At 60.9% G+C, this 17,436-nt stretch carries 24 protein-coding genes; 8 read left to right on the top strand and 16 right to left on the bottom strand.

Features of this window, described 5'->3' with window-relative positions; all coding sequences use genetic code 11:
- Positions 1-4 precede the first annotated feature (4 nt).
- Complete coding sequence (locus BFN10_RS13860; RefSeq protein WP_071490141.1) at positions 5-541, bottom strand: hypothetical protein; 537 nt, start codon at positions 539-541, stop codon at positions 5-7.
- A gap of 38 nt (positions 542-579) precedes the next feature.
- The gene (locus tag BFN10_RS13855) at positions 580-822 is read right to left on the bottom strand and encodes a hypothetical protein (RefSeq protein ID WP_071490140.1); all 243 of its coding nucleotides are present in this window, start codon (positions 820-822) and stop codon (positions 580-582) included.
- A gap of 149 nt (positions 823-971) precedes the next feature.
- Here BFN10_RS13855 and BFN10_RS13850 point away from each other — a divergent pair, with 149 nt between their 5' ends.
- Complete coding sequence (locus BFN10_RS13850) at positions 972-1,655, top strand: hypothetical protein (RefSeq protein ID WP_071490203.1); 684 nt, start codon at positions 972-974, stop codon at positions 1,653-1,655.
- Positions 1,656-1,996: 341 nt separating this feature from the next.
- On the opposite strand, the gene BFN10_RS13845 is transcribed toward BFN10_RS13850, so the two are convergent.
- From BFN10_RS13845 to BFN10_RS13820, 6 genes are all read right to left on the bottom strand, one after another.
- Positions 1,997-2,383: a hypothetical protein gene (locus BFN10_RS13845; protein ID WP_071490139.1), complete on the bottom strand. Its 387-nt coding sequence runs from the start codon at positions 2,381-2,383 to the stop codon at positions 1,997-1,999.
- Positions 2,384-2,631: 248 nt separating this feature from the next.
- Positions 2,632-2,871 carry a DUF6124 family protein gene (locus tag BFN10_RS13840; protein WP_071490138.1) on the bottom strand — a complete coding sequence of 80 codons (240 nt, stop codon included), beginning with the start codon at positions 2,869-2,871 and terminating at the stop codon, positions 2,632-2,634.
- A gap of 85 nt (positions 2,872-2,956) precedes the next feature.
- Positions 2,957-3,955 carry an NADP-dependent oxidoreductase gene (locus BFN10_RS13835; RefSeq protein ID WP_071490137.1) on the bottom strand — a complete coding sequence of 333 codons (999 nt, stop codon included), beginning with the start codon at positions 3,953-3,955 and terminating at the stop codon, positions 2,957-2,959.
- 46 nt (positions 3,956-4,001) lie between these two features.
- Positions 4,002-4,871 carry an alpha/beta fold hydrolase gene (locus BFN10_RS13830; protein WP_071490136.1) on the bottom strand — a complete coding sequence of 290 codons (870 nt, stop codon included), beginning with the start codon at positions 4,869-4,871 and terminating at the stop codon, positions 4,002-4,004.
- Positions 4,872-4,953: 82 nt separating this feature from the next.
- Positions 4,954-5,742, bottom strand: coding sequence for an SDR family NAD(P)-dependent oxidoreductase (locus BFN10_RS13825; protein ID WP_071490135.1), 789 nt, complete (start codon positions 5,740-5,742; stop codon positions 4,954-4,956).
- 39 nt (positions 5,743-5,781) lie between these two features.
- Complete coding sequence (locus BFN10_RS13820) at positions 5,782-6,882, bottom strand: alkene reductase (protein WP_071490134.1); 1,101 nt, start codon at positions 6,880-6,882, stop codon at positions 5,782-5,784.
- 149 nt (positions 6,883-7,031) lie between these two features.
- Here BFN10_RS13820 and BFN10_RS13815 point away from each other — a divergent pair, with 149 nt between their 5' ends.
- On the top strand, positions 7,032-7,619 hold the full coding sequence (locus BFN10_RS13815; protein WP_071490202.1) for a TetR/AcrR family transcriptional regulator: 588 nt from the start codon (positions 7,032-7,034) through the stop codon (positions 7,617-7,619).
- Between the two features lie 245 nt (positions 7,620-7,864).
- Here the strand turns inward: BFN10_RS13815 and BFN10_RS13810 are convergent, their stop codons facing one another.
- The 4 genes from BFN10_RS13810 to BFN10_RS13795 all read right to left on the bottom strand — a co-directional run bounded on the left by BFN10_RS13810 (position 7,865) and on the right by BFN10_RS13795 (position 10,373).
- A complete protein-coding gene (locus BFN10_RS13810; protein WP_071490133.1) occupies positions 7,865-8,104 on the bottom strand; it encodes a DUF6124 family protein in 240 nt (79 codons plus the stop codon).
- A 334-nt stretch (positions 8,105-8,438) separates the two neighbouring features.
- Positions 8,439-9,428 carry a zinc-dependent alcohol dehydrogenase family protein gene (locus BFN10_RS13805; protein WP_071490132.1) on the bottom strand — a complete coding sequence of 330 codons (990 nt, stop codon included), beginning with the start codon at positions 9,426-9,428 and terminating at the stop codon, positions 8,439-8,441.
- 85 nt (positions 9,429-9,513) lie between these two features.
- Positions 9,514-9,939, bottom strand: coding sequence for a DUF6691 family protein (locus BFN10_RS13800; RefSeq protein ID WP_071490131.1), 426 nt, complete (start codon positions 9,937-9,939; stop codon positions 9,514-9,516).
- A gap of 2 nt (positions 9,940-9,941) precedes the next feature.
- The gene (locus BFN10_RS13795) at positions 9,942-10,373 is read right to left on the bottom strand and encodes a YeeE/YedE family protein (protein ID WP_071490130.1); all 432 of its coding nucleotides are present in this window, start codon (positions 10,371-10,373) and stop codon (positions 9,942-9,944) included.
- Between the two features lie 194 nt (positions 10,374-10,567).
- Here BFN10_RS13795 and BFN10_RS13790 point away from each other — a divergent pair, with 194 nt between their 5' ends.
- On the top strand, positions 10,568-10,801 hold the full coding sequence (locus BFN10_RS13790; protein ID WP_058425621.1) for a hypothetical protein: 234 nt from the start codon (positions 10,568-10,570) through the stop codon (positions 10,799-10,801).
- A gap of 2 nt (positions 10,802-10,803) precedes the next feature.
- Here the strand turns inward: BFN10_RS13790 and BFN10_RS13785 are convergent, their stop codons facing one another.
- Positions 10,804-11,409, bottom strand: a complete 606-nt coding sequence (locus BFN10_RS13785; RefSeq protein WP_071490129.1) for a hypothetical protein — start codon at positions 11,407-11,409, stop codon at positions 10,804-10,806.
- A gap of 131 nt (positions 11,410-11,540) precedes the next feature.
- Between BFN10_RS13785 and BFN10_RS13780 the strand changes: the two genes are divergently transcribed.
- The 5 genes from BFN10_RS13780 (at position 11,541) to BFN10_RS13760 (ending at position 14,415) form a co-directional block, all read left to right on the top strand.
- Positions 11,541-12,101, top strand: a complete 561-nt coding sequence (locus BFN10_RS13780; RefSeq protein ID WP_071490128.1) for a nucleotidyltransferase family protein — start codon at positions 11,541-11,543, stop codon at positions 12,099-12,101.
- Positions 12,102-12,165: 64 nt separating this feature from the next.
- Positions 12,166-12,606, top strand: a complete 441-nt coding sequence (tspO, locus tag BFN10_RS13775; RefSeq protein WP_071490127.1) for a tryptophan-rich sensory protein TspO — start codon at positions 12,166-12,168, stop codon at positions 12,604-12,606.
- Positions 12,606-13,523 (top strand): alpha/beta hydrolase fold domain-containing protein, encoded by a 918-nt coding sequence (locus BFN10_RS13770; protein ID WP_071490126.1) that lies wholly within the window; start codon positions 12,606-12,608, stop codon positions 13,521-13,523. Before tspO ends, BFN10_RS13770 begins: the two co-directional genes overlap by 1 nt.
- 173 nt (positions 13,524-13,696) lie before the next feature.
- Entirely contained in the window at positions 13,697-13,921 is a 225-nt protein-coding gene (locus tag BFN10_RS13765) for a hypothetical protein (protein WP_071490201.1), read from the top strand.
- Complete coding sequence (locus tag BFN10_RS13760; protein WP_071490125.1) at positions 13,918-14,415, top strand: GNAT family N-acetyltransferase; 498 nt, start codon at positions 13,918-13,920, stop codon at positions 14,413-14,415. Before BFN10_RS13765 ends, BFN10_RS13760 begins: the two co-directional genes overlap by 4 nt.
- A gap of 160 nt (positions 14,416-14,575) precedes the next feature.
- Here the strand turns inward: BFN10_RS13760 and BFN10_RS13755 are convergent, their stop codons facing one another.
- Genes BFN10_RS13755 through BFN10_RS13745 form a run of 3 tightly spaced genes read right to left on the bottom strand, consistent with a single transcriptional unit; the run spans position 14,576 to position 17,348 of the window.
- Entirely contained in the window at positions 14,576-15,340 is a 765-nt protein-coding gene (locus BFN10_RS13755) for an ABC transporter ATP-binding protein (protein ID WP_071490124.1), read from the bottom strand.
- Positions 15,337-16,341 (bottom strand): FecCD family ABC transporter permease, encoded by a 1,005-nt coding sequence (locus tag BFN10_RS13750; protein ID WP_071490123.1) that lies wholly within the window; start codon positions 16,339-16,341, stop codon positions 15,337-15,339. The genes BFN10_RS13755 and BFN10_RS13750 overlap by 4 nt, the downstream gene beginning before the upstream one ends.
- A complete protein-coding gene (locus BFN10_RS13745; protein ID WP_071490122.1) occupies positions 16,338-17,348 on the bottom strand; it encodes an ABC transporter substrate-binding protein in 1,011 nt (336 codons plus the stop codon). Before BFN10_RS13745 ends, BFN10_RS13750 begins: the two co-directional genes overlap by 4 nt.
- Between the last annotated feature and the right edge of the window lie 88 nt (positions 17,349-17,436).

Raw genomic sequence — 17,436 nt, 5'->3', positions numbered from 1 at the left:
TGGCTCAGAAGTTATCGCCCCAATTGCACAACTTGCTCTCACCCAACGGCACCCGAGTGCCCTCAATCTTGCCGACCAACATGCGCTTGAGCGTCACCCCGCACTTATAGCGACCCGCTGCATCCAGTTCATAGTCCTTCCCCGCCTCAGGCACGAAAGTGAACATGTTGTAGCAACGATTGCCGATGTAGTGAAGCGCGATGGGCTGCCCGGCCGGCACCCGCAGTTCGCTCATCACCGTGCCATCCGAATACCGCTCCACGGGCGCCATGCCCAGGCTTTCGCCGTTGCGGTCTGCATAGCCCTCTCGATTGGCCACCATCACCCCCGCGCCGGGCAGGCGGAAGTTGATGCAGTTGGAATTGGGCACGGCGCGCACCATGCCATCGCTCATCACACGCAGGCGCACGGTTTCAGCGCTGGTGGGCGTGGCGTAGGGCGTGGAGAACGAGCGCACATCCGTCAATGCGCCGCAGCCGGTGAGGGCGGCGAGGAGGGTGAGGCAGATGAGTGGCTTGAACGGGCGCGGGGAGTTGAGCATGGTGTCGATTCCATTCGTAAGGGGTTCGATAAGCGGGGTCAGGCAACCGAAGCACGTAGCCGTTGCCACTCACTCCAGCAGTCTTCGGCGACGATATCTGGATAACCTCGCTCGGTTTCCATCGCCAGCGCGGTGCTGAACGGCAGCGCGATACAGGTGGCTGCATCGCGGATTTCACACACTTCGGCTTCGGTCAGCGGCGTGCCTTTTTTCGCCTCGGCGGCGGTGAGTACAGCCACAAGGGCGGGGACAAAAACCAGGCATAGCGGATCGGTGGACATCGAGTGCTTCCCTGCGTGAGTGGTGCAAAAGGCGCCAGTGTAAACGTGGGGCGGGTGCTTGGGGGAGGGCGTATTCAATATCTCGCCCGCGCTGTCGATAACCTCTGCTGATGTGATCAACAGGAACGCCGTGCGCAGGAAGCCAGATGATGATTTTCGATGTCAATCGCTACGCCCAGATCTACTACCAGAATATCCAGCCCTCACCGGGTAACGACTACCCCCGACTCAAGGCGTGGGAGTTTCTCTATGAATACATCTGGGACGAATCCCGCCCTCGCTGGGCTGACCTCATCAGCGAAGAACAGATCGACACCACCGCCCTGCATATCGGCTTCTACCTGGCGAACTGGGGGATGTTCCGTGGCTCCTCGGGCCTGCTGCAGAACAGCAACCTGGACCTGATGAAAGCCTTGGCCAAGCGCCTTTTTACCGGCCAGGGCCCGGAGTTGTTTGAACTGTCCCTGGATAATTTCGCACCCGGCGCACCGGACCTGGCGTACAACCAAGCCTTGTTGGACAGCGTATTGGCCTCCATGGAGACCTTGGCCACCAACGTCTCCTGGACCGACACCCTCAAGACCAAAATCCTGATGGGGGTCTGGGGAGAGTGCCCGGCGCTGGACCGTTTCTACATTGCCGCCTGCCGCGATCTGTTCCCACGTCGCGCGTTCATCACCACCGCCAGCGGGAAGGGGCTGACGGCGTTGGCGGGCGTGGTGGAGCAACTGAATCCTTCACCCCTGCCGTTGAAAACGGGGCGTCTGGAGCTGCCGTATCCTACGGCGCGGGTGATGGATATGGCGTTGTTTCAGTATGGGCTTGGGTTGTAAGCCTTGTGTGGAAAACGCAGAAATAGGGGCAGACCATCATTATTGAAAACGTGGTCTGACCCCCGGCACCTGACCCCCGGCACCGTAGACATCTCCAGCCTATGATTGAATGGTCCCTAGTCTCCTAGACACCTATGAGCAGCTGCTTTTAGCCGTTTTCTGCCTCTCGCCAAGGGCAGCGATCGGCCAGAAGCTGACGGTGGCTACAGGCAGAAATCGACCCAAAGCGGCCCTTCACGGAAAGCAATTAATAGCCAATTCCGTCGAGATGGGCAGCAAATGCCCAATAGTAGACAGGGTGCGGTCAGGCAGATTCGTCAATGTTTTTGGAGGCTCTGGCATTAAGGACGATGCAGCCCCGTAGCATCCCGCCAGTACAATGTTTCTTCAAACTGGAAGCTTATCAGGAAGAGGGACGAGCACACCTGAGCGATGGATTGGGCTATTTTGTCCAGATCTTCCATAGCAGACTGCCCCTCCGGCTCAGGGCCTTTGATTCTGATGGTACAACGCATAGCGACACTGAAGTCGACACCCTTCATATCCTCAGCGTAAATCATAGAGTCAGCGATTACGCCATCGGTACTCAGCATTAGTCCCGAGATAAAGGCAGCTTCCAAACCGCCGCCAACTGCGTTGATTTCCCAGGCGCCAGCATTCTGTAAGGCTTTTTCCAGTATCGGGGCTGTGAGCGCATTATCAGCTTCCAGGTACAGATCAAGACTCATTTGAAACCCTTCTTCCTGCGGGAGCATTTGCACTAAAAGTTTTGAGTACGATTGTCGCGGCAGTGTATTGGTCAGCGGTTCGAATGTCTGCTCCTGGCCGAAAGCAGACCCGGAACTTCATCGGTAAAGTCGAAGGCTTAGCCCGGCTCCGGAATTGATCAATTTCATGGGTAGCAAAGTCGCCGAATCGTAACTGCCGCATACGACGATTCGGCGAGCACTCAGCTAGTGGCTGGAATTTGTGTTATTCAACGAAGGCACGGTTCTTCGCGGTCGAGGAGTCTTGCCGTCATGAGCACACCCAATTCGCTCAGTTGGTGAATCGCCAGTGCAATGTCACGGTGCTTACCGCTGAGGTCTTCCGAGAGATCGAGCAGAAGAGTGCTAACCGAGCTAAAGGTCTCGTAGCTATTGGTAATGAGGCTTTCAGTACTGGCGTCGGAACTGACGGTAAAGAGGATGGTTGGGTCAGATGAGGCTTTGCACATATTCGTAATTCCCTAGTTTGGCCGTCACCCCATCGCTACTAAACGAGTGAAAACGTGGTCTGACCCCAATTCTCCGGGCGGGTAGTCATTTGATCGTAACGACGACCTTGCCTTTGGCTCGTCCCTGTTCGACGTATTTCAGAGCCTCTGCCGTTGATTCAAAGGAAAACGTTCGATCAATCACCGGGTTGATGATACCCGCCTCAACCAGTGCGCTGATTTGTTGCAGTTGGGTACCGTTGGCGCGCATGAACACGAACGTGTACTTGATGTCCTGCTTGCGTGCCCTGCGCCGAATGCCGAGGCTCAGCAGACGCATAACCTGCTGCAATGGCCAGGATAACCCTTGCTCCTGTGCGAACAGCGCAGTGGGCGGCCCTGAGATGGAAATCAGTTGGCCGCCGGGTTTGAGGACCTTGAGTGACTTGTCCAAAACATCGGTGCCGAGGCTGTTCAACACCACGTCGTAGCCGTTTAAGACATTTTCGAAATTCTGCTTTTTGTAGTCGATGACCACGTCAGCCCCCAGCACCTTGACCCATTCGACATTCGCGGTGCTGGTGGTTGTGGCGACAAAGGCACCCAGGTGTTTGGCAAGTTGGATGGCAATGGTGCCGACGCCGCCGGAGCCTGCGTGAATCAACACCTTCTGGCCCTTTTGTAGCCGGGCGGTGTCGACCAGCACTTGCCAGGCAGTCAGTGCCACCAAGGGCAGGGAGGCGGCTTGCGCCATGCTGGTATTGGCTGGTTTCAGGGCGATCGCGTTCTCGTCCACGGCAATCCTTTCGGCGAACGTGCCGATCCGTCCTTGCGGCGGGCGAGCGTACACTTCGTCACCTGGTTTGAAGCGTGTCACATGCGAGCCGACTGTCACCACTACCCCCGCCAAGTCGTTGCCCAGAATCAGCGGAAACGAGTAGGCCAGGATCAGCTTGAACTCGCCTGTGCTGATCTTCGAGTCCAGAACGTTGACACTGCTGGCATGGACCTCGATCAAGACGTCGTGGGCACCCACTTCAGGGGCTGACGCTTCGTCGATGCGTCCGGGTTGCTTGCCGTAGCGATCAATAAGAAATGCTTTCATCGAGGTGCGGCTCTTGTCGGTTGTAGGGAGGGTAGTCGGTGCGTGGTCAGGCATCGAGGAACGCCTGCGCCTTGGCCACAAAATCAACGTGGTGCTGGAAAATCCCGCCGTGACCGGCATCCTGATAAATCACCAGCTCTGCGTTGGGGATACGCTTGGCCAGTTCAAACGAATTGATGCTGGGCACCATGATATCGGTGTCGCCGTTGACGACCAGCGCAGGTGCCCGCAAGCGTTCGAGGTCTTGCGGCGGCTGTTTGCCCCACGCGGTGATCGCTTTCAACTGGCGCAGGAAAGCACGGGGCGTCGGGCCTTGGTCACGATTGTTCTTGCGGGCTTGCAGGCGCTGCAAATACTGCGCGGCAGATCGACGGCCATTGGCCGTAGAAGTGAAGAACAGGTAGAATTTCGGATCGCGCAGGGTCAGCAGGCCTTTGAGAATCAATGGCCACGACACCGCGCCAACTTTGCCGATACCGCTGCCGCCAGCCGGCCCGGTGCCGGTCAGAATCAACCGCCGCACCCGATCAGGCGCCTTCAGAGCGATGTCCTGAGCGACGAAGCCGCCGAGGGAGAATCCGAGCACATCAACGGTTTCCAGCCCCAGCGCACGGATCAACTGAATCGCATCGTCGGCCATCTCACCAACGGTCAGTGGCGCGGTTCCACCCGAGCCGCCGATGCCACGATAGTCGGTGGTAATGACGCGTCGGGTTTGCGCCAGACCATCGATGATTGCGGGATCGAAGTTATCGAGCACCGCGCCCCAATGGTTGAACATTACAAGGGGCACACCGGTAGTGGGGCCGATATCGCGGTAGGCGAATGGAATACCGTTGACCGTGATCGATTGGTTCGCAGCGTTGATGAACGACGTTGGCGAACCCGAAAGGGGATTTGTCTGGGCTGAATTCATTACCACTCCCGATTTCTGGACGGATTCGATGCAACGCCTTGCGCTTGCATCGAATCCGCCCCAAATGCTCACTACCTGAAGATCACTCTGGAGTCTGGTAACGCTGAGCAACCGCGGACTGACGTATTTGCCCGATCAGGCCCAGTCGTGCGCCCTGCAGGACATCCCAACGCTCAGCTTCGTGCAGCGGCGGAATGGTCACGGGTTCGCGACGATCGAAACCGACGAGAGCGGCATCCACCAGATCGCCCACTTCCATGATTTCACTCAGGGTGTTGATGTCGACGCCGGAGCGATCCCATATTTCCGTACGCGTGGCGGCCGGCAGCACGGCCTGCACGTAGACGCCTTGAGGCGACAGTTCCAGGCTCAAACCTTGGGACAGGAAAAGCACAAAGGCCTTGGTCGCACCGTAGACCGTCATGCCGAATTCCGGTGCGAGGCCTACAACCGAACCGATGTTGATGATCGAACCTTCACCGGCCTTGGCCAGGCGTGGAGCGATGGCGCTGGCGAGCCGAACCAGCGCCGTGGTATTGAGGGCGACCAGTTGCGCCACTTTATCGGTGCTTTGCTCGACGAAATGACCGGACAGTGCAGCGCCGGCGTTATTGACGAGGATCCCGATGTGGGCGTCGTCGCGCAGACGGTTTTCAACGTTGCTCAGATCGCCGGGTTGAGTCAGGTCCGCCGGGATCACATCGACGTTGACGTTGTGTTCGCTGCGTAAGCGCGCGGCCAGTACATCCAGGCGCGTCTGATCGCGGGCAACTACCACTAGATCGTGGCCGCGTTGTGCAAAGCGTTCGGCGTAGACGGCGCCAATCCCGGTGGAGGCGCCAGTGATCAAAACAGTTGGGCGAGTGCTCATGGGGTATCTCTCTTTCAGGATATGAGAAACAGAACGAGCTCAGCTTGCGCTGATGCTCGATTCAGCCAGTGTCGGGTAATCGATGTAGCCTGCCGCGCCGCCGCCATAGAGGGTGGCGGGATTGAACGCGGACAACGGCGCGCCACGTTTCAGGCGTTCCACCAGGTCCGGGTTGCCAATGAAGGGGCGACCGAAGGCGATCAGGTCTGCCTGGTCTTCAGCGAGCCGCGAGGTGGCCAGATCGAGGTCATAGCCGTTGTTGGCGATGTAGGTGTTTTTGAAGCGCTGGCGCAGGGCGGCGAAATCGAAGGGCGCCACGTCACGCGGGCCGCCGGTCGCGCCTTCGACCACGTGTAGGTAAACCACGCCGAGGGCGTCGAGTTGTTCTACGACGTAATCGAATTGCGCCTGCGGATCGCTGCTGGATACGCCATTGGCCGGCGACACTGGTGACAGGCGTACACCGGTGCGGTCGGCACCGATCTCACTAACCACAGCCTCCGTCACTTCGAGCAACAGACGAGCACGATTTTCAATCGAGCCGCCGTAAGCATCGGTGCGCAGATTGGCGTTGTCCTTGAGGAATTGATCGAGCAGGTAGCCGTTGGCACCGTGAATTTCCACGCCATCGAAGCCAGCGGCGATCGCATTGGCCGCCGCCTGACGGAAGTCGCTGACCACTCCCGGCAGTTCGCTGATGTCCAGTGCGCGAGGCTCGGAGACGTCTTCGAAGCGATTGTTGACGAACACTTTGGTGGCGGCGCGTAGCGCAGAAGGGGCCACGGGGGCAGCGCCGTTTTCCTGCAGGTCGACGTGCGAGACGCGGCCGACATGCCACAGTTGCAGAAAGATTTTTCCTCCCTTGGCATGCACGGCATCAGTCACGGCGCGCCAGCCATCGATCTGTGCCGGCGTGTAGATTCCCGGGGTGTCTTGATAGCCCTGTCCCTGCCGGGAAATCTGCGTGGCTTCGCTGATCAGCAAGCCGGCGCTGGCGCGCTGGCTGTAATAGGTCGCCGCGAATTCGCTAGGGACGAAGCCTTGACCGGCGCGGTTGCGTGTCAGCGGCGCGAGAACGACGCGGTTTGATAGCGTGAGGCTGCCTAGTATGCAAGGAGTGAACAGAGTCTGCTTGGTCATCTGATGAATCTTCCGTGCCCGTTGATGAAGATCAGTGGTGCTTGCATTTATGATGATGATCGAAATCTAAACTGTCAACAATTTTGATTATAGGTGACATCTATGTATCATCGGACTTAGGATTTCCCGGGAAACACGAGGTATTGCAAGTGAGAGTAACCAAGGCCCAGGCGCAGGCAAATCGAGAGCGCATCGTTGAAACCGCCTCAGAGCTGTTCCGTGAGCGGGGCTTTGACGGCGTCGGCATTGCTGATCTCATGGCGGCCGCTGGTTTCACTCATGGTGGTTTCTACAAACATTTCGGGTCGAAGGCAGACCTGATGGCCGAAGCCTCGGCGTGCAGTCTGGCCAAATCGCTGACAGCCGCCCAAGCTCTGGATGTTCCGGGCTTCATCAACGTCTACGTGAATAGAGAGCATCGCGACGGACGCGGCAGTGGTTGCACGATGGCCGCGCTGTGTGGCGACGCGGCGCGTCAGGCGGACGATGTGAAAGCGACGTTTGCCGAAGGCATAGAACACACCCTGCAGACGCTAGAAGAGAAATACCCGACAGGAACGGATCCTGAGTCGGGTGAGGGCAGAAAGAAAATGATCGACCTGCTTTCACGTGCCGTCGGCGCGATTGTTTTGTCGCGCGCCTGCCCGGATGACTCCGCACTTGCTGATGAAATACTTGAAGTGTGCCGGGCAGAAATGGTTGCTTCATTGCCGGTCGATGAGGTGGAGCCGGTGTAGAGACGGCGCTCATTCAAAGAGTAGCTTCAGTAGAAGTGCGATGATTATGCTCGGAGCAGAAAGTTAATTTGAGTCCAAAACGATGGGGCGCGAATGACGGCTTTTGGCCGAGAGTAGCCATTCATCAAAGGCCGTTTTGAGTCCACTGAAAAGGGGACGAATTGATTCTTCATGGATCAATACGTCCCCCATTTTTCATACTTCGACTCAGCGACTGATCCGCCTCGTCTTCTGGATAGCTATGGTCAGCCAGCGGAGGGGGGCTCACGGTCAAGGAGCTTGGCTGTGAGTAACACGCCCAGTTCACTCAATTGGTGGATAGCCAGTGCAATATCTCGATGTTTGCCGCTCAGATCGTCGGATAGATCGAGCAGAAGGGTACTGACAGAGGCGAAGGTTTCGTAGCTATTGGCAATGAGGGCTTCATTGCTTGCGTCTGGAGCAACGCGAAAGAGCGCGGTTGAATCCTGCATGACGTGAGACATAAAGATATCCTGACTTGGGCCACCCCCTCCCCGCTACTAAACGAGTGGGTGGCAGCTGTACGCAGGTTAGTAGACCGGTGGATATCTAAAGCCGGCGCGTCCGAGGACGCCCTGCGCACAGCCGCCATCAAGCACAGACGTTATGTCTGACTGATGAAGCTCATGCACATTCAGATAACCGATCCGGGCTACTAAACCCGATCACCGAGAAATTCAGCGACCGCGCCACCTTAGTTTCGACCATCCCAGCGCACAAGCCGGCGGATTCTGACCCACGCGTAGGCAATCGGGCAAGCCACTGCCCAGCTTTGGGAATTGTCCTAGGACACCGCCCTCACACCGTCACCACGATTTTCCCCACCTGCTGGTTCGCCTCCAAAAACCGATGCGCCTCCTGCACCTCATCCAACGCAAATGTCTTCGCAATCACCGGCGCCAACGCGCCCGACGCCAGCCCGTCCAGAATGAACGCCTTGGCCCGCGCCAACGCCGCCGGGTTGGCGACGATCTCGGCGTACAGATACCCCTTGAGCGTCAAGCATTTGCCTAACACGGTAAACAACGGAAACGGCGTCGGCTCCGAGCTCAGCGCGCCGTACTCCAGCAAGATGCCGCCTCGGGCCATGCTCTGGGTGAGGGCTTCGAAGCCCGGCCCGCCGATGGGGTCGAACACCACGCGGGCGCCTTGGTCGTGGGTGAGTTGCATCACGCGTTCGACCAGGTTTTCTTCGTCGCTGACGATGACGTGCGCTGCGCCGGCATCCAGCAGCGCCTGTTTTTTTGCACGGGTGCGGGTCACGCCGATGGCGGTGGCGCCGACGCTGCGGGCGATCTGGAAGGCGGCGAGGGCGACGCTGCTGGAGGCGGCGGTGACCAGCACGGTGTCGCCCTGGGTCAGTTTGGCCTGTTCCACCAGGGCGCCCCAGGCGGTGACGTATTGCATCCAGCATGCGGCGGCTTGCACAAAGCTGATGCTTTGCGGGTGTTTAACGGTGAGGTGGGCGGGCACGTTGGCGACTTCGCCATAGGTGCCCCAGCGGGCGATGTCCAGCGGTGGGATGACGCTGACGGCGTCGCCCACCTGCAGGTCGGTGACACCGGTGCCGACCGCTATCACCACACCGGCCGCTTCGTAGCCCAGGCGACTGGGGAATTCGGCTTCCTGCAGATAGGCGTGGTTGCGGAACATCACTTCGGCGCGGTTGAGGCCGAAGGCTTTGACGTCGATTTGGACCTCATCGGCGGCGGGGGCGGGGACGTCTACGTCTTCGAGTTTCAAGACGCTGGCGTCGCCGTAGGCGTGAATCCGGACGATGCGTGCCATGGGGGCTGACCTCGGGGTTGATCGATAAGGCGTTCAATGTAGGCCGCAGGCGGATGGAGATAAAGCACAAACGCCTGCCCGTGCCTCAAGCCTTGGCCAACCTGCGCGCCTCAATCCGCTCAAACAGCCACATCCCCAGCGCCATCGCCAACACGAACACCCCCACCTGCCATTGCCCGGTCAGCAACAACGCCACCGCCGGGCCGGGGCACAGCCCGGCGATCCCCCAGCCGACACCAAACACCACACTGCCGAGCACCAGCCGCCGGTCGAGGGTGCGCCTGGTCGGCATCTTTATCGGCGCGCCCAGCAACGCGGTGCGGCGCTGCCTGGCGACGTAGAAGAACACGCTGCTGACGGCGAGCGCGCCGAGCATGACCAGCGCCAGGGACGGGTCCCATTCGCCGGCCAGGTCGAGAAACCCGAGCACCTTGGCCGGGTTGGTCATGCCGCTGAGGTACAGCCCCAGGCCGAAGAGCAGGCCGGCGATCAAGGCGGTCAGTTTGCGCACGCTCAGGCTCCCATCAGATGGCGGATGATGTAGACAGTGGCAAACCCGCTGCCCATGAAGCACGCCACCGCCACCAGCGAGCGCAGCGACAGGCGTGACAGCCCGCAGATCCCGTGCCCACTGGTGCAGCCGGCGCCGTAGCGGGTGCCGAGGCCCACCAGCAGCCCCGCCAGCACCAGCGCGGCGCCACCGGCCTGGATCGACGCGCCAGGCAAGGTGGCGAACAGTGACCACAGCCAGGGCGAGGCGAGCAGGCCTAGCAGGAACAGGGCTTTTTCGGCGCGGCCTTCAGCGTGTTTGGCCAGCAGGCTGCCGAGCAGGCCGCTGATACCGGCGATGCGCCCGTTGAGCAGGATGAACAGGCCGGCGCTGAGGCCGATCAGTGCGCCGCCGAGCAGGGAGGCCCAGGGGGTGAAGTCGGGGGAGAGCGTCATGGTGCAGGGCCTGCGGGGCGGGTGGGGGATCCAGCTTAGCGCTATCACGGTGTTGTGGGGCAGTGTCATGAAAAAAGGCCGCCCGGTGAGCGCGATATGCGCAAAAGCCGCGCCTTTCTGTGCCAGCCGGTCTACCATGCCACCCCGGCAGTGGTTCCACGCGCTACCGAATTCTCTCTTTTAAGGTATCGCCCATGTCCATCGACCAGATCAGCCTGCCCAAGGGCGTCGGCCCCCACGCCACCAAGCTGTTCGACGCCATCACCGGCGCCGCCACCCCTGAGGAACTCAATCGCGCCGGCGGCAAGGCCGAGGGTTTTGTGCTGGGCCTCGAGTCCACCAAGGCCATCAAGAGCCAGGTCGCCGAGTCGTTGTATGTGGTTTACGACGACGCGGCGGCGCATCGGGCTAGTGAGTTGAAGGGCTGAGATCAGAAGCCCTGGCTGACGCTGATCCCGCGTGAGATCGAAAAGCGCGGGTCGATCAACTGCAACCCTGGTTCACCCTTCACCCGGCCGACGGTCACGTGGTAGGTCTTTGGCGCTTCGGAGAGGTTTTCCGGGTGGCGCGTGAGTTTCTCAATCGCCGGGTTTTTCGCCCACGGGGCGACGGGCTTCTGGCGGATGTCCACGGTCACCTGCCAGGATTTTTCCACGGCCGGTCCCATCTGGTCAGTGTTGACCTCGGTGCTCTGGACCCTGGCGATTTCATAGCCCTGGGCGTAGCAGAACCCGGAGGCCTGGGGCACGTGGGCGGCTTTACCTGGTTCGGTGAGGGTGTAGGTCTGGTCGCTCTTGACCAACAGGCCTGCATCGACCAGCGCATCGAAGGCCGGTGCGTTGCCCTTGGACACGCTGCGGGTGAAGCTGTCGCCCAGGGTTACGGGGAAGTCTTTGAACATCGGCGCGCTGATGCAGGAAGCCCCTTCCAGGCGGGGTTGCAGGGCGGCTTGAATGTCGGTGTCGGAAGGGCTCTCGCTGCAGGCGGTTAGCAACAGGCTGCTGGTGGCAACGAGGGCCATGGTGGTGATTCGCATCGTTTTATCCTTGACGATTGGGGCCGGTTTTTAGCCCGCGGCAAAGTGTATAGAAATCCTGCTGTCACGAAACCCTCCACACCGTGGTGTAACCTCTGCCGTTCGAGCGCGTCACGGATAACGGAGAGCCCATGACATTGACTGTCGAAACCTTGCTCAACCTGGCCATGGCCAACCCCATCAACGCCGAAATCACCGCGCGCCTGCCTGACCTGGGTGTGGACCAGTGCTTTCTCACGGCGGGCTGCCTGTTCCAGGCGGTGTGGAATCATCAGTCGAATTTGCCGGCGGCCCATGGCGTAAAGGATTACGACGTTTTCTACTTCGATACCGACCTGCCCTACGAGGCTGAAGACGCTGTGATCCGTGCGGCCGAGCGCTTGTTCCAGGACCTGGGCGTCAACGTCGAGGTGAAGAACCAGGCGCGGGTGCATCTGTGGTACGGCGAGCGCTTTGGCCGGCCTTACCCGCAGTTGCACACGGCCAGGCAGGGGATTGACCGTTACCTGGTGGCGGGCACGTGCATCGGCCTGGAGATTGCCACGGGGGAGGTGTATGCGCCTTATGGCTTGGAAGATGTGGAGCAGGGCGTGTTGCGCATCAACCCACTGCATCCTGAGCGGGCGTTGTTTGTGCAGAAGGCCCGCAGTTATCAGGCGCGGTGGCCTTGGCTGAACATCGTGATGCCCTGAATCGCAGTGAACTTTTACCCGCTTGCTACGCGTCAAAGTTGAAATACCCAGCCAAGGACCGCCCATGACCTTCTTCATCTTCCTGCTCGCCTGCGCCGCCGCTGCCAGTACCGGCATTATCTTCAAGCCGGGAGCCTGGTACGACTCCCTGGTCAAACCCAGCTTCACCCCACCCAACTGGCTGTTCCCGGTGGCCTGGACGATCATCTATCTCTTACTGGCCTGGGCCGGTTATCGCCTCAGCCTCATTCCGGGCAGCCAAATGGTGCTGGCCTTTTGGGCCGCGCAGATCGCCTTGAACACCCTGTGGACGCCGGTGTTCTTCGGCGCCCATCGCATCCTGGCCGGGATGGTGATTATTGCGGTGCTGTGGCTGACCGTGGCGACCATGGTGGTACTGGCGGTGCAACTGGATTTGATCACCGGCTTGATCCTGTTCCCCTACCTGGCGTGGCTGTGCGTGGCAGCGGCGCTGAACTTTTCGATCCTGCGGAATAACCGCTGATGGCCCACAGAACCTGGCCCGCCAGTGACCCGGAACTGGCCGAGATGCGCCGCTTCAACCAGAAGCTGGCCTGGATGCCGCGCTTCAAAATCCGTAATCGCGTCACACCGCGCCTGATCCAGGCGCTGTTGCGCACCAGCCAAATGCTTAAGAAAGCGCCGGCTGCTGAATGCAAACTGGTCGACTCTATCCCCGTGCGCATCCTGCGGCCGAGCGGCAAGCCCAAGGGCGTGTTGCTGGATATCCACGGTGGCGGTTGGGTGATCGGCAATGCGCAGATGGATGACGACCTCAACCTGGGCATGGTCAACGCCTGCGAGGTGGCGGTGGTGTCGGTGGATTATCGGCTGGCGGTCGACACGCCGGTGCAAGGGCTGATGGACGACTGCCTGGCGGCGGCGCGTTGGTTGCTCACGGCCGATGAATTTGTCGGCCTGCCGGTGTTGGTGGTCGGCGAATCGGCCGGCGGGCACTTGGCGGCGGCGACATTGCTGGCGTTGAAGCAATGGCCGCAACTGCTCCAGCGCGTATGCGGGGCGGTGTTGTATTACGGCGTCTACGACCTTACCGGCACCCCAAGCGTGCGCGCGGCGGGGCCGGACACCTTGTTGCTGGACGGCCCGGGCATGGTCGAGGCGCTGCGCATGCTGACCCCGGGGTTGAGTGATGATGAGCGTCGGCAGCCGCCGTTGTCACCGTTGTATGGCGACTTCGAGGGCCTGCCGCCGGCGTTGATGTTTGTGGGGGAATTGGACCCGTTGAAGGATGACACGCTGTTGATCGCTGAGCGGTGGCCGGGGGCTGAGGCGCATTTGTTGCCGGAGGCGGCGCATGGGTTTATTCATTTTCCGGTGGTGATGGGGGGGAGCGTGCTTGCTTATAGCCGCCAGTGGATCAGTGCCCGACTGGGGAGATGATCATTCAAGCCGCCATGTAAGCGTGCGTACGTCTGGGATAAAGGGCAGTGGGGTGTGCGAGTTGCGCCTGTGAGTGCTGCCGGCAAGACGGTAAAGGCTGATCCATTGAACTTAAAAACTGATCGATGAGTCAGGTTAATCAGCTGCTCTTCTTCACCTCCCAGGACTTTTCCATGCGCGAATACACCCTCAGCTACCTGTTCAACGATGAATCCCGCACCCACGTGTTCGAACTTGAGCAATCCCGGTTGTCGATACATGAGGCGGCGTTGCACCTCCTGCAGCTGCATTTCGGCGATGCCGAGAATGGCTTGATCCTGCCCCCTGCGGATGCAAGCCCGGAAGAAATTCTGGAGCAGGCGCAGGTGTTGGGGATTACGCAGATAGCCATTGTATGAGCCCAAGGCTCAGCATTCAGGCGGTCGCGACGGCGGATATCCCTGAGGTATTGAGGTTCGTGCTGCAAGCTCGTTCCGAGCTTTTCCCCAAGCTCAATGCAGAGGGGATGCCGGCAGACTTGGCGCGTTTCGAGGCGGTCTATCTGCAGGGCCATGGGCAATTTCTGATCGCTTGCGCTGAGGGGCAGATTGTCGCTGCCATTGGCTACCTACCCTATGATGGACGTTTCCCGCAGTTGAATTACCAAGGCCGCAAGACGGTGGAAGTGGTGCGGTTGTTTGTGCTTCCCGCCTTCCGTCGTTTTGGCCTGGCGAGGCAGTTGTACCGCGCACTGGAAGCGCTGGCGCAGGCGGATGGGGTTGAGGTGATGTACCTGCATACCCACCGATTTTTGCCGGGGGCGATTGAGTTCTGGGTTCGGCAGGGGTTCGAGGTGGTGGATGTGGAAGCAGACCCGGTATGGCGGACGACGCATATGCAGCGGTCCCTGTAGGCCTGTTGTGGCGAGCGGGCTTGCCCCGCGTTGGGCTGCGCAGCAGCCCTGAAACCCTGCGCCCCGGTTCGACCTGGAGGAATGCAGCGGCCTTATTGGGGCTGCTTCGCAGCCCAACGCGGGGCAAGCCCGCTCGCCACGATAAACCGCTATTCCAGTATCAAGCGGAACGCAGCCGCAGGATCTGCGCCCCATCAAACGGGTCCGTCAGGTAATGCGCCTGCACGCCGAATGTCTCGTGCAACCGCTGCGGCGTCAGCACTTGCAGCGGTTTGCCCAGCGCCACCAACCGCCCGCGATCCAACACTGCCAGGCGGTCACAGGTCAGTGCCTGGTTAAGGTCATGCAGCGCAATCAAGGTCGTCACGGGCAGCGCCTGCACACCCTTCAAGATCGCCAGCTGATGCTGGATATCCAGGTGATTGGTCGGCTCATCCAGCAACAGAATCTGCGGCCGTTGCGCCAAGGCGCGGGCGATGTGCACGCGCTGGCGTTCACCGCCCGAGAGGCTGCGCCAGGCGCGGTGGCTCAGGTGGGTGGCGTCGACGTCGTGCAGGGCCTGGCGCACGATGGCATCGTCCTCGCTGGACCACGGGCTCAGCGCCGACAACCATGGCGTACGGCCCAGGGCCACGGCGTCGAATACGCGGATGGCGTCGTCGGTGTCGGCCTGTTGCTCCACCACGGCCAGTTGCTGCGCGATGGCGCGGCGGGACAGCGTGCCCAGGCGCTGGCCGCCCAGCAGCACTTCGCCGGACGCTGGTGCACGTAGCCCGGCCAACAGCTTGAGCAAGGTGGATTTACCGGATCCATTCGGTCCGACAATCCCCAGGGTTTCACCCAACTGCACGTCCAGATGAACATCCCGCAGCAACTCGGCCTCGCGCACCTTGAAGCCCAACCCGCTGCAACTGAGTACCGTCATCGCGCATTCCTCCTGCCGATCAGGATCAGCGCAAACACCGGTGCACCGACCAGCGCGGTGACCACGCCGACCGGAATCACCTGGCCCTTGATCAGCGTGCGCGACAGCACATCCGCCGCAATCAGGAATAACGCGCCACCCAAGGCGCTGGCGGGCAACAGCCGCGAATGCCCGGTGCCAAGCAACAGGCGCACGGCATGGGGAATCACCAGCCCGACAAAACCGATAGAGCCGACAATCGACACCATCACTGCCGTCACCAGCGCCGCGCAGCCCACCAGCACAAATTGCACGCGGCGCACCGGAATACCGAGGGACGCCGCCGAGTCGCTGCCAAAGGTAAACGCATCCAGCGCCCGGCGGTGCCACAGGCACACGGCCAAGCCGGCGACCGCCACCGGCACCGCCAGCCACACCGAGGGCCAACGCACGCCGCTTAGATTGCCGAGCAGCCAGAACAGGATGCCGCGCGCCTGTTCGGAGCTGGCCGACTTGGTGATCAGGAACGCGGTGAGCGCATTGAACAATTGCGAGCCGGCAATACCGGCGAGGATGATCTGGCCGGTGCCACTGACCGAACCGCTGGCCCGCGCCAACAGGATCACCAGGGCAAACGCCGCCATCGCGCCGATAAACGCGCCCGCCGACAACGACACCAAGCCGCCGCCCACACCCATCAACGCCACCAGCACCGCACCGGTCGAAGCGCCGGCGCTGATGCCCAGCAAGTAGGGATCGGCCAGCGGGTTGCGCAACAGCGATTGCAAAATCACCCCGCAGGTGGCCAGCCCGGCACCGCAGGCGGCGGCGACCAGGGCGCGGGTGAGGCGGTAGTTCCACACCACGCCTTCATCGATGGGGTCGAGCACGTAGCCGGCGCCCCACAGTTTGTTGGCGAGTACCTGGAGCACCACCTGTGGCGAGATGGCGGTTTCACCAATGGCCACGCCGGCGAGGACGGCAAGCAGGAGCAGGGCCAGGGCGAGCAGGGCGCGCATCATTTTGGCAGGTCGTAGCCGTCGATGGCCGTGGCCAGTTGTTCAAGGCCGTCGAACATGCGGATGCTGGCCTGCAACGCCAGGGCGTCGAGGATGATGATGCGGTTGTTTTTCACCGCGTCCATGTTGCGCGTTACCGGGTCGCTGCGCAGGAAGGCGAGTTTCTTTTCATGGTCGTCGGCCGGGTAGCGGCGGCGGTCCATGCGCGCGATGACGAGGAAGGTCGGGTTGGCCTTGGCGATGGTTTCCCAACCCACGGCGGGCCACTCTTCATCGGACTGCACCACGTTGGAAAGGCCCAGGGTTTGCAGCATGAATTCGGGAATGCCCTTGTGGCCGGCCACGTATGGGTCGCTGGCCATCTCGGCACTGGAGAACCACACCAGCGCGCTGGCCTGCTTGAGGCCTTTGCCCTGCACGGTGGCGACGGATTTGGCCAGGCGCGCCTTGAGTTCGTCGTTCAGCTGCTGGCCGCGCTCCTGCACGTCGAAAATCTGCGCCAGTTGGCGGATGCTTTTATAGATGGTCTCGATGCGAAACGGCTCCAGCCGTGTGCCGTCGGCGCCCACCAGGTTGTCCTTGCCTTCACAGTCGGAGGGCAGCAGGTAGGTGGGGATCTTCAGTTCATGGAACTGCTCGCGGGTGCCGACCACACCTTGCGCGCCGACCACCCATTCCAGCTCGGCGGCCACCAGTTGCGGGCGCTTGGCGATCACGGCTTCGAAGCTCGGTTCGTTGTTGGCCAGGCGCTCGATTTTATCGTTCTGTGCCTTGTACTGCGGCAACACACTGTTGAACCACAGCGAGGTGCCGACCACTTTATCGGCCACGCCCAGGGCATACAGCATCTCGGTGGCGGCCTGGCCGATGGTCACGCTGCGGGTGGGAGCTTGCGCAAAGGTGATCTGGCTGCCGCAGTTTTCCACCGTCAGCGGGTAGTGAGTGGGCGCGGCTTGGGCCAGGGCACAGAAGCCAACGCCTGTGAGCAGGGCGGTAACGCGTGGCAGCATGGGGCGATCTCCGAGTGAAGCGTACGTGCCATTCGGAAATTCACTCTCGGGCTCCGGGGGAGCGACAGGCAAGAATGTCCTTCCCGGA

Origin of the sequence: Pseudomonas extremorientalis (assembly GCF_001870465.1) — a bacterium.
Classification (GTDB): Bacteria; Pseudomonadota; Gammaproteobacteria; order Pseudomonadales; family Pseudomonadaceae; genus Aquipseudomonas; species Aquipseudomonas extremorientalis.
Note: the sequence above shows the minus strand (reverse complement) of the source record. Positions and strands in the feature narration are given on the sequence as shown.

Coding starts and splice junctions, on each gene's coding strand:
- BFN10_RS13860 (WP_071490141.1), bottom strand. CDS start 541: ATGCTCAACTCCCCGCGCCCGTTCAAGCCACTCATCTGCCTCACCCTC.
- BFN10_RS13855 (WP_071490140.1), bottom strand. CDS start 822: ATGTCCACCGATCCGCTATGCCTGGTTTTTGTCCCCGCCCTTGTGGCT.
- BFN10_RS13850 (WP_071490203.1), top strand. CDS start 972: ATGATTTTCGATGTCAATCGCTACGCCCAGATCTACTACCAGAATATC.
- BFN10_RS13845 (WP_071490139.1), bottom strand. CDS start 2,383: ATGAGTCTTGATCTGTACCTGGAAGCTGATAATGCGCTCACAGCCCCG.
- BFN10_RS13840 (WP_071490138.1), bottom strand. CDS start 2,871: ATGTGCAAAGCCTCATCTGACCCAACCATCCTCTTTACCGTCAGTTCC.
- BFN10_RS13835 (WP_071490137.1), bottom strand. CDS start 3,955: ATGAAAGCATTTCTTATTGATCGCTACGGCAAGCAACCCGGACGCATC.
- BFN10_RS13830 (WP_071490136.1), bottom strand. CDS start 4,871: ATGAATTCAGCCCAGACAAATCCCCTTTCGGGTTCGCCAACGTCGTTC.
- BFN10_RS13825 (WP_071490135.1), bottom strand. CDS start 5,742: ATGAGCACTCGCCCAACTGTTTTGATCACTGGCGCCTCCACCGGGATT.
- BFN10_RS13820 (WP_071490134.1), bottom strand. CDS start 6,882: ATGACCAAGCAGACTCTGTTCACTCCTTGCATACTAGGCAGCCTCACG.
- BFN10_RS13810 (WP_071490133.1), bottom strand. CDS start 8,104: ATGTCTCACGTCATGCAGGATTCAACCGCGCTCTTTCGCGTTGCTCCA.
- BFN10_RS13805 (WP_071490132.1), bottom strand. CDS start 9,428: ATGGCACGCATCGTCCGGATTCACGCCTACGGCGACGCCAGCGTCTTG.
- BFN10_RS13795 (WP_071490130.1), bottom strand. CDS start 10,373: ATGACGCTCTCCCCCGACTTCACCCCCTGGGCCTCCCTGCTCGGCGGC.
- BFN10_RS13790 (WP_058425621.1), top strand. CDS start 10,568: ATGTCCATCGACCAGATCAGCCTGCCCAAGGGCGTCGGCCCCCACGCC.
- BFN10_RS13785 (WP_071490129.1), bottom strand. CDS start 11,409: ATGCGAATCACCACCATGGCCCTCGTTGCCACCAGCAGCCTGTTGCTA.
- BFN10_RS13780 (WP_071490128.1), top strand. CDS start 11,541: ATGACATTGACTGTCGAAACCTTGCTCAACCTGGCCATGGCCAACCCC.
- tspO (WP_071490127.1), top strand. CDS start 12,166: ATGACCTTCTTCATCTTCCTGCTCGCCTGCGCCGCCGCTGCCAGTACC.
- BFN10_RS13770 (WP_071490126.1), top strand. CDS start 12,606: ATGGCCCACAGAACCTGGCCCGCCAGTGACCCGGAACTGGCCGAGATG.
- BFN10_RS13765 (WP_071490201.1), top strand. CDS start 13,697: ATGCGCGAATACACCCTCAGCTACCTGTTCAACGATGAATCCCGCACC.
- BFN10_RS13760 (WP_071490125.1), top strand. CDS start 13,918: ATGAGCCCAAGGCTCAGCATTCAGGCGGTCGCGACGGCGGATATCCCT.
- BFN10_RS13755 (WP_071490124.1), bottom strand. CDS start 15,340: ATGACGGTACTCAGTTGCAGCGGGTTGGGCTTCAAGGTGCGCGAGGCC.
- BFN10_RS13750 (WP_071490123.1), bottom strand. CDS start 16,341: ATGATGCGCGCCCTGCTCGCCCTGGCCCTGCTCCTGCTTGCCGTCCTC.
- BFN10_RS13745 (WP_071490122.1), bottom strand. CDS start 17,348: ATGCTGCCACGCGTTACCGCCCTGCTCACAGGCGTTGGCTTCTGTGCC.